This is a genomic window from Variovorax sp. WDL1 (assembly GCF_001541225.1).
Classification (GTDB): domain Bacteria; phylum Pseudomonadota; class Gammaproteobacteria; order Burkholderiales; family Burkholderiaceae_C; genus Variovorax.
The window spans coordinates 1-9,014 of the sequence record NZ_LMTS01000267.1; the positions used below are offsets into that span (position 1 = coordinate 1).

Here is a 9,014-nt window from a genome sequence, read left to right on the forward strand (position 1 = left end):
GGGGTGGCCCGGGTGGTGGCGGACCTGGGGGTGGCCCGGGCGGCGGCGGACCTGGGGGCGGGCCCGGCGGTGGCGGACCTGGGGGCGGGCCCGGCGGTGGCGGACCTGGTAGGTGACGCGCGCCTGCGGCGGTCTTGGGCTTGGCTGGCGACTCGGTGGTGGCGGGCTTCTTCTTCGCGCCAGTTGAAATGCCCGCAGCCTCCTGACGAGGTGCCGGCTTTGTGCTCTTCTTCGAGACATGGGGCTTTTGCCCGTAGGGGACGAGTGCATGGCCGGGAATGTTCCCGGTGCTCGGGAACCAGGCGAACCCTACATGGGGTCGCCGACTGCCGCGCTAAGTTCAACACCCAGCGCAAGTCGGATGCGGATGGCGCATTGGGCCCAAACCAGCCGTTGGCATCCGTAGCCGAACCTAACCGCCGAGCTCCGATACGCCGCGCGCTTTGGTTCACTGCGTCGCGGGGAGCCCGTGAGCCTTCGCAGAGGCTCTCAGCGGCATCGGACACATGCCTGTCGGGCAGCGAAGGCGGGTTTGTCGCCGCTGTCCAGTCCACCCGCGATAAAATAAGGCAGTGGACCCTCCGCGCATGGACCCCGTTCAATTCAACACCCACACGAAGTCGCCCGGCTGGGTGCCGCTCAAGAAGCTGTTCCTCGAGTCGAAGGACGAGTTCCTCCGACTGCACGCTGACCAACGCTTCAGCGAGAAGCACCTGATTGGCGCCGCCATGTGGAAGTGGCTGTGCGAAGCGAGCAAGCTGAGCCCCGAGCTGCGCGAGCAAGGCGAGGAGATCCACTTCCGGCGTAAAAAGGAGAAAGGCGGGCTGCCTCTGTGGCGGCTCGTTTTCAAGGCCACACTGCGGAACACGCCCGAGATTGACGCGCTCTTCGTAGGTCCGCGATTGGGGCCCACACCGCGTTACGCACGCCTTGCCGAAGCAGGGGTTTTGCCGGCGAGCCCGGAGGATTTCGAGCCCGCGACATCTGTCGGAGAGCCGCGGGTCGCGCCGGCAGAAGTGGTTGTACCTGCGCCCCGCTACCCCGCGCGGGACGAGTGGGTGCTGGACGATGTCGGGAACGAGTGGCTGTACGTGTACACGCTCAAGCGCGAACTTGATAACTTCGCGAGCGCAGGAATCGAGCCTCTCCTGAAGGTGGGTCAGACACGCCAGCATTACACGCAGCGCATGGCTGCCCAGATCGGATCCACTTCATCTCACTCGCCTTTCGTGTGCCTCCTCGCCTACCGTGTCCGCGATGCACAACAGCTTGAAACGGCCGTCCACAAGGTGCTGAAGGTGCAGGATAGGCATGTCCGAGACGCGCCCGGTATCGAGTGGTTTCAGATCACCCCAGAAGCGCTGCACCAGCTCGTCCAGGTGGTTGCTGGAATGGCTTTGCGATGACCCGTAGGCGGCGGTAGTGAACGTCGCCACGTTGACGACACGGTCTAAGGGCCGCTCGTGGCCGACAGCGGCGGTCGACGCTCGCTCTCCATCCGACCGCAGGTCCAAGGTCCATCGCCCATCGGCCATCGAGCGACTTTAAAAGGCTCGTTATTCATTCGACAATGACGACCTCATCAAGCAACGGTGCCGCAGCGGCAAGGGCCTGCTCAATCGCAGTGACCACGAATGATGCGACTCTCGGAGTGCCGAAATCGAGGAGGAGCTTCTTCGCATGAATGCTGGTCTCGTTGGCGCGAAGAAACGCTACGATCTGATCCCTCAACGCGATCGGATCCTCCGTATCACGCACGACCGAGCGCGGGACGGCGCTCACCGGCGCATGAGGATGGAGCGATCCGGGCTCGTTCAACCGATTCACCTCGTCTGCGAAGTCGCCCAGGGTTGCCCCCTCGAAGCCATGTTCCCGTGCGTAGATGTTCAGAGGAGCAAAGCCCTCCTCGGCGTAGGTGAGGACGTGAAAATCCTTGCGGCGGGGCCAGATGGCGTCCTGGCTTGTTCGAGCGAGGCGAAGGGCAGAGGCCGCAGCATCCGTTTGGCGCACCGGCGCACAAAGGTGAACTGAAGTTGGCGAGAGCACTTCCACCGACATCGGTGTGGACACAGTTGCAACCGCTTGGAACCAATTGCGCAGTCCGACCCCGCCCATGATTCGCGGCGCTCCATTCGAGTTTGCGCTGCGGTTGACGGTGCCCAGAATTGGCTGAGGATCGTCTCCAAGAAAGATCTCGATGGTCGCCCCGTCCTGGCCCAGTAGGTCTTGGGCGGCAACGCCGACGTTGAAGAACCCCTTCGTGAAGTAAGTGGGCTGAAGAATGAAGGTGAACCCGCTGACAGCGGGGGGCAGCGGCTCCTTCACATCCGCCTCATCGCGGGCACATTCGTCGGGCGTGGCAGGGGGATGTATGCCATCGTCGACGTTGCCGCCATTCCAGGGGGGATCGATGACGCGGATAAGGTCGTCCTCTAAGGCGGCGGCCAGGTTCAGGTGAAACTGCCCATAGTGCAGTAGGCCGTTATCAGGAAGGGCGAGGATCTCGACGGCTGAGCCTCGTTCGAGTAGATTCCGAATGCTGTTGTGGTTCCGAATGTTGGTGCTTTGTGTCGAAGCCGGCTTCCGATAACCAGACATCCGCCTCGCGAGTGGTTGCACGGTCTTGCCAACATACATGACCTGGCCGTCGGACACGAAGGCGTAAAGGATGTTCTGTTGCGTCGAATGCCGAGCCAACGAATAGTCCAACGCTTCGTTCACTAGAACCCAACGACCTGCGGGGTCGAATCCGATTTCAAGCAACCTGTTCATGCGCGTGCAACAAAGGTTGGGGAAGACCAGTAGCGATCCGGCAACGGCTGGGCACTTGCAAGCGATCCGATCGAGAGCGATAGCTACAGAAGCGCGGACTGTCGTCCGCCCTGCCAAATACGGCTGACGGCCGAGAGCACCGCCGCCCCAGTTTGCTCATCGTTGACATGTCGTAGGCCCCTTTTCCAATTTAGTTGGTCGCCTGCCAACGCTCGCACAGTTCTTGAAGCGGTCGGAGCACGCCAAATTCAAACGTCCCCTTACCCGCGACCTCTGGTAACGCCGCGTATTCTTGCTGCGCCAACCCTGCAGCCGCCTCGGCTGCCGCCGTCAGTTTGGCGATGTGCTGACGGTGGACTTTCCGCAGATGCTCTGGCTTCTGCTTAAACGCCAAGTCCAGCAGGTCTTGAGCCGCAGCGGAGGTCGCCTTGATCACCCGCATCGCCGCAGGCTTGGACCGCCTGGCATCAAGCTCTCGGGCGTTCTTGAAAGTTGAATTCATTCCCTTGACCGACAGCGCAATATGCAAGAGCGACGCGATGTCGTCCATTACCGGCAACGTCGAGGAATCAAAGTGGTTACGAGTCAGCATCTTTTTCCCTAGCAGTTTGGGCAGAGTGATTTTTTCCGACAGATCTTCCAGGTCAGTTCGATGGGTAGCTCGACTTTAGCGGTTGCCAACCAAGCCGACAGAGTGTCCATCCATAAACTGGACCAGCGTCACGAAGGTCGCCTTATGGCCGAAAGGCGGCCCTGGGGGGATTGGCTGCTCGCGAACTCTACTCACTTGAGCCGCGCTGGCAAGAGCGGCCGCCCCAGCCGAGCGCCTCAGGTCTCAGCAACAGCGCGCACTGCTGGAGCAGCTTCCCGACGTACGCTTCGTCGATCGCCAGTGTCTGCAACTGCGCCGCCAGCTGTTCTAAGTACTCGCGGTTCGTGCCCAGAACACCCGCACCACGGGCGATGCACGCCGCGGTCTCGTCCAGCGGCTGTTCGCCGATGTGGTCGGGGTGCGCGGCGTTCGCCGCGAACACCAGCGCCGTGACCGGGCCCTGCGGCGTCTGCACCGGCAGCAGCGCGGGCAAGTAGCCACTGCGGATCATCTCGCGCCGCCACAGGATCGTCGACTCGGCGTCGGCGTGCAGGGCGTCGATGCGGAACGCCAGGCCCTCGCAGGCACCCTCGCCGGTCTCCAGCGACAACATCAGTCCGGGGTACTCGAACGAGCCCCGACCGATCGTCAAGCGGAAGGTGAAGCGTCGTCGGTAGCCGGCCAGCGTCGCCAGCCGAATCTCGGCGAAATGGAACGCCGGGTCCCACATCAGCGAGCCGTAGCCGTAGACCCAAAGGTCGCGCTCGCCGCCTGTTGCGCCGAGCACGTCGCGGCGCGATGTTTGCAGCGCCTCATCGGTCCAGCGCCAGTTCGGCCGGCCAAGACTACGCGCGCGTTCGTCCCAGACCGCCAGCACCGCCGGCGTCGCGCGCAGTTCGGAGCGCTCGGGCGGTGTTATCCGGCCGCGGAGACTCGGGACGTGGACAAAGGCATCAGGGGTCATCGACTGTTCCTGGCGGGCCGGCACCGGCGCCGGCGGCAATATAGATTGTGGGCCCACCCGCAGGCGTGGGGCATCGCCGGGCCATCACAGCGCGCGTCCCATCGTCCCCATTGTCGCGATCCGCTGCCCATATGCCCATTGGCAGCGACTTGAGAGAGATCGCCATCCTTTTGAACGGCCACCTCCAGCCGCGACCAGAGCCTGTAGTAATGGGACGCCCGCGGACCCGCGTGGATGGCTGATGCCGGTGGCCCGTGTATTTCCAAGCCGGGGCTGGCTGTCATTTTCAGAAGACGAATGCACGGATTGTCAGAACTGGTCTGCACTACCAATGCAGATGCGGACCATAGTAGCCGGCTATTGAAGGAAAGGTGGAAGAGTTGGCTTAGTGATTAATGGCGGCTTCGACCCAATCCGACATACTTCCCTGAAAGCGGCCGCCAACGCCGAGGCTTCGCCCAGGCTGGCGTTCTCCGGGCCACCCTGCAATTACATCTCGTCCATCAGCCGCATCAGGATGGTTCGCCTGCGGTGGATGTCACGCCGATGGGAGAGGCGGACAGTGACGAGAGCCTGTGCTCCGGCCTCGATGATCTGCTTTTCGGCAACCTTGGGTTCAGTGGATACCGTGGATACTGCCGCCCTGGATACCAGCACATCGGCTTTCTGGTGGATCTTCTCCGAAAGGTCGCGCTCCCAGCTATTTGCCTTGGAGCGCTTGTTGATTGCGCCGTGGGTGATGCCGTGTTCGGCTGCCATCTGGCGGAGGGTCTTGACGCCCGCGCGGTATTCCAGCTCGATCGATTCCCAGTCGGGAGCGGCCTTTGGGTGTGTTTGGTCATGGCTGTCCCAGTTCTGCGACCGTTTCAAATGAGCGCGCCTGCTTCGACACTGCGCATTGATCCGCCCGCGCTTGCGTCCCCAGGATCTCGTCGGGTTCCTGCTGCCGGGCAGCGATCCGCTCCAATCGAAGCACTCGTTCATTGATCCCTGAATTCAGCACCGCCGCCTGGTGCCCGAGATTGATGGCCGCGAACTGAACAGCCACGCCGGCCTGCAACGCTGCCAAGGCTCGATCCTCCCGCGGCGTGAGCGTCAGCACGTCGTCACCGATCTCCAGTTTGACCAGACCATCGGGCATGACAGTCTTGCTGATCGCCCGAGCCGGCGGATGCTTCTCGGCCGGTACGAACACGCCATTGCGCACCCGATGGACTTGGCCGTCCTCGATGAGCGCGCCGATGCGGTCGTCGACGATGGCGAGCTTCAGGCCGGTGTGCTCCACCAGCGTCTCGCGGGTGACGACCTGCTCGAGTGCGTGCAGTTCATCGACTGCATCCAGGACCATATGGGTGGTACTTTTGCGTCGCGGCTCAGCCATGGGCATGTTCCTCATTCAATGTCGCCAACTTGGGGTTCGCGCTCAGCGAGCGGCTGAAACCGAACATGGTTATTTCTCATGAAGAGGAATCGTCGCGGATGCCGGCGTTCTGGCGAAGCCCTATAGGGGTACGGACCCGGACCGCGGCGCGGTGAGATCCACGCGAACCACTGGTCGCGTGATCGCATCAGCGAGCGATGCGCCGGAGCGCGAGGGCTTCGACTGATCGAGTGCGGCGAACGCGGGACACTGCGTGGCCTCTTGCGCCAGCGCGCCAGGGACGATGTGGCTGGTGAGGCCGGCGGTCTGCCACACGCCACACTACGAGCGGGAGTAATGGTGGCAGTCGGTGCACAGCGTCGGCACCTTATGGGCTGTTGACGATCCGGGCTGTTCTTTCATCATCAAGTCTTCTCTTGTAGAACCGTTGTCTTCCATCTCTACTGCATCCTGTCCTGGTGAGCAGACCTAGCCCATCCTGGGAAGGCCTTCACATGTGTTCCTGTCCCGGAGCCGCATGACCCGCCAGACGTTCGATGCAAGGGCTCTGGCTTCGCCACCCTTTCCCCTGTTTCAGCACCTGATCCAACAGTAGGGGACTCACCCTGCGCCGCTGCCGTTAAACAATGTCCAACCAACGCAGTGAGAAAGCAGTGAGGTGCTACGGCACGGCCATCGCCTCCCTGAGGGCCTTCCCGATGCCCTGTGACAGCAAAAACAAGCCCTCGCGCCGGTGGTAGTCGTTGGCGTCCTCGCACAGCGCATCGCTCATCCAGTATGGCCATCCGATCTCGCGGGCGACGCGCTCGCCGACACCGCTGGCGTCGTTGTCTGCGAGCACGATCCCGCCAGGCAGATCGGCCGCGATCTTTTTCATGTTCCCGGCGCTGAAACACACATGTAGCGTGTACGGGCGCTTGAGGTTCTTCAGGGCATCACGAGCCGATAGTGCGGTCGCGTAGCCTTCGCAAAGGATGTGGGGGCCACGGTTCGCGAAAACGAACTCCGCGCCGCCCGAGCGCTGGCCGGACAAGAACTTCTTCTCGCCGGCTTCGGTGATGAGTTGCGCGCCGACTAACTTGCGGCCGATCCGCATGGGGATGACTGCGATTGGACCCGCGTCCATCTCCCAGACGTTTACGACCTCATCAGGGAAGCCCTTCGCGACCGTATAGGCGTGCTTTCGTGTCTCGCAGTGGGCAAGGAGCCACGCCGCACGCTTTGCGGCCTTGGCGTTGTTCCTGGCGATCTCCTGCGAGGCCTGGCGCGCAATGCGCTGGATCTCGTGATGCGCGATCGGCGAATCGCCCTCGATGCGCCACGAGCTCACCTCTTGCATGGTCGCGTGGTTCTGAACGAAGCCGTGATCGCCCATGAACTTGACGGCACCGTTGCGATGCGACGGCTTGTCGGTGGTGCGATAGCGCTTCCACACGCCGACCTGAGGCAGCGTGTCGATGATGATGCCGTGCGCGCGGCAGAAGTCGACGAACGTCATGCGGTGGCGGTCCGATGGCGCGACTTCATGAACCGAATATGTGAGGCCTTGAGCCAGCGCGACACCTCAGGCATCGGCGGAATGGGGTCGGCCTGCAACCCATTCGGGTACGAGCCGAACTTCTCCTTGAACTTACTTGCCGCCCAGCCGGGCTTGTAGCCGCGGTCCCGGCACACGAAGAGGAACTGGCCATACCACTCGCGACGCTCCTGCTTCAGCTTGCCCGAGCCGGCGAGTTCTTCCATTTCGCCCGGCACTGCCGTGACAGTGTTGCGACGCTCGCGCACGAAGCCGCAGCAGGGGCAAGAGCCGGCGGCGCTCTGCCAGATGTGCGAGCAGCGCGGGCACTTGGCCGCTTCTTTCTCGGCAGCGGTCTTTTCGTTCTTGGTCTTTTCCTTGCCGTCGTCGAGCTCGTGGACGCCGCTTTCGTAGATGTCGTCCCAGTCTTCCTGGAAGCGGATGTAGTTGCCCGAGTGGTCGAGCCACAGCGCGAAGTCCTTGCCCTTGTGGGAGCGCATCACTCGGCCCATCTGCTGGATGTGCGAGCTGAGCGACTTGCTGAAGGGCCGGGCCGACACGCCAATCATCACGTCCGACACGTCGAAACCCTTGGTCAGGATGTCCGTCGCGATCAGGCCGTGAATGCTGCTGTCGGCCTTGGCGAACTCCGCAACGGCGTCCTGCTTGAACTGGTCATCGTCCTGATAGGACAGGCTGACGAAGTTGTAGCCGGCGTCGGCGAACTTCTTCGCCAGGTCGGCACCATGGGCCACGCCGGCGCAAAAGACCACGGTCTTGCGGGGACCGCCGAACACTTCGTGCGTCTTCTTGACCCACTCGGTCACGATATCGCCAGTGATCTTCAGGCCTCGCTCGGTCACTTCGTCCTGCGACCACTCGCCGGCGACCTTCTTCACGCCAGTCATGTCGATTTCCTTGGCGACGTAGACGCGCAGCGGAGCGAGTCGGCCGAGCTGCACAAGCTCGCGCGTGGTCACGCTGGACACGACGTTGGAATAGATTGCGCCGAGACCCTCGGTGAACGGTGTGGCGGTCAGCCCGATCACGCGGACCTCGGGGTTGTTCTTGATGAATCCGACGGTCTGCTTGCGGGTTTGGTGCGCCTCGTCGACGATGAGCACCTTCAAACCAGGGAAGCTGCCGCGCTTCTCGATGGTTTGCGCGCTGCAGATCTGGATGGACTCGTAGGGTCGATAGCGCCAGTGACCCGACTGCATCACGCCGTGGTCGATGCCGTACTTCTGGAGGCGCTGGCTGGTCTGATCGCACAGGACAATCCGGTCGAGCAGCATGGCCGCACGGTTGCCGCGCGCAGCGGCTGCTCGAAGTAGCGCAATCGCCATCTCGGTCTTGCCGGCACCGGTGGGTGCGACGAGGATTTGCGTGCGATGACCTTGCTGGAAGCCCAGACGCAACAGGTCAAGGATGCCTTCTTGGTATTCGTAGAGCTTTAACGCTTCTTTCATGCGACCCTCAGTCGCTTCAATTCCTTGGCGTTCATGCCAAGCTGCTTAATGAGTTCGCGGTTCTCGGCTTGGAACGTGTCGCGGGACACGCGCATCGCGGCAAGTTCGGCGCTCAGGGTCTTGATCTGCGCGCGGAGGTCGGCGATCAACTCGGCCGCGCTGATGCGCTCGACCTCTGGCGCATCCATCTGGCCGACAGCTATCACTGCGCGGAGTTCTTCGACCTCGCCGGCGAGTTCCGTGATCGTGTATGCCGCTTCGGCAAGTTCGTCGCTCTGGTCGTATGCGTCCGGCAATCCCATCTTGAATGCGGCTTAGGA

The 9,014-nt window shown here is 62.6% G+C and carries 9 protein-coding genes; 1 reads left to right on the forward strand and 8 read right to left on the reverse strand.

Features of this window, described 5'->3' with window-relative positions:
• Positions 1-587 precede the first annotated feature (587 nt).
• Positions 588-1,406: a GIY-YIG nuclease family protein gene (locus APY03_RS33015; protein ID WP_068683930.1), complete on the forward strand. Its 819-nt coding sequence runs from the start codon at positions 588-590 to the stop codon at positions 1,404-1,406.
• A gap of 154 nt (positions 1,407-1,560) precedes the next feature.
• Here the strand turns inward: APY03_RS33015 and APY03_RS42890 are convergent, their stop codons facing one another.
• From APY03_RS42890 to APY03_RS33055, 8 genes are all read right to left on the reverse strand, one after another.
• Positions 1,561-2,772, reverse strand: coding sequence for a GIY-YIG nuclease family protein (locus APY03_RS42890; RefSeq protein ID WP_180988641.1), 1,212 nt, complete (start codon positions 2,770-2,772; stop codon positions 1,561-1,563).
• Between the two features lie 190 nt (positions 2,773-2,962).
• Positions 2,963-3,364 (reverse strand): hypothetical protein, encoded by a 402-nt coding sequence (locus APY03_RS33025; RefSeq protein ID WP_068683932.1) that lies wholly within the window; start codon positions 3,362-3,364, stop codon positions 2,963-2,965.
• Between the two features lie 187 nt (positions 3,365-3,551).
• A complete protein-coding gene (locus APY03_RS33030) occupies positions 3,552-4,328 on the reverse strand; it encodes a gamma-glutamylcyclotransferase (protein ID WP_068683934.1) in 777 nt (258 codons plus the stop codon).
• 489 nt (positions 4,329-4,817) lie between these two features.
• The gene (locus tag APY03_RS33035; protein ID WP_068683935.1) at positions 4,818-5,198 is read right to left on the reverse strand and encodes a hypothetical protein; all 381 of its coding nucleotides are present in this window, start codon (positions 5,196-5,198) and stop codon (positions 4,818-4,820) included.
• A complete protein-coding gene (locus APY03_RS33040; RefSeq protein WP_197913148.1) occupies positions 5,167-5,709 on the reverse strand; it encodes a hypothetical protein in 543 nt (180 codons plus the stop codon). Before APY03_RS33040 ends, APY03_RS33035 begins: the two co-directional genes overlap by 32 nt.
• 661 nt (positions 5,710-6,370) lie before the next feature.
• Positions 6,371-7,207: a hypothetical protein gene (locus tag APY03_RS33045; RefSeq protein ID WP_068683939.1), complete on the reverse strand. Its 837-nt coding sequence runs from the start codon at positions 7,205-7,207 to the stop codon at positions 6,371-6,373.
• Complete coding sequence (locus APY03_RS33050; RefSeq protein WP_068683940.1) at positions 7,204-8,694, reverse strand: DEAD/DEAH box helicase; 1,491 nt, start codon at positions 8,692-8,694, stop codon at positions 7,204-7,206. The genes APY03_RS33045 and APY03_RS33050 overlap by 4 nt, the downstream gene beginning before the upstream one ends.
• A complete protein-coding gene (locus tag APY03_RS33055) occupies positions 8,691-8,996 on the reverse strand; it encodes a hypothetical protein (protein ID WP_068683941.1) in 306 nt (101 codons plus the stop codon). The genes APY03_RS33050 and APY03_RS33055 overlap by 4 nt, the downstream gene beginning before the upstream one ends.
• Between the last annotated feature and the right edge of the window lie 18 nt (positions 8,997-9,014).

What these genes read in the sequence shown, in the direction of transcription:
- APY03_RS33015 (WP_068683930.1), top strand. Translation starts at nt 588, where the DNA reads ATGGACCCCGTTCAATTCAACACCCACACGAAGTCGCCCGGCTGGGTG.
- APY03_RS42890 (WP_180988641.1), bottom strand. Translation starts at nt 2,772, where the DNA reads ATGAACAGGTTGCTTGAAATCGGATTCGACCCCGCAGGTCGTTGGGTT.
- APY03_RS33025 (WP_068683932.1), bottom strand. Translation starts at nt 3,364, where the DNA reads ATGCTGACTCGTAACCACTTTGATTCCTCGACGTTGCCGGTAATGGAC.
- APY03_RS33030 (WP_068683934.1), bottom strand. Translation starts at nt 4,328, where the DNA reads ATGACCCCTGATGCCTTTGTCCACGTCCCGAGTCTCCGCGGCCGGATA.
- APY03_RS33040 (WP_197913148.1), bottom strand. Translation starts at nt 5,709, where the DNA reads ATGGCTGAGCCGCGACGCAAAAGTACCACCCATATGGTCCTGGATGCA.
- APY03_RS33045 (WP_068683939.1), bottom strand. Translation starts at nt 7,207, where the DNA reads ATGACGTTCGTCGACTTCTGCCGCGCGCACGGCATCATCATCGACACG.
- APY03_RS33050 (WP_068683940.1), bottom strand. Translation starts at nt 8,694, where the DNA reads ATGAAAGAAGCGTTAAAGCTCTACGAATACCAAGAAGGCATCCTTGAC.
- APY03_RS33055 (WP_068683941.1), bottom strand. Translation starts at nt 8,996, where the DNA reads ATGGGATTGCCGGACGCATACGACCAGAGCGACGAACTTGCCGAAGCG.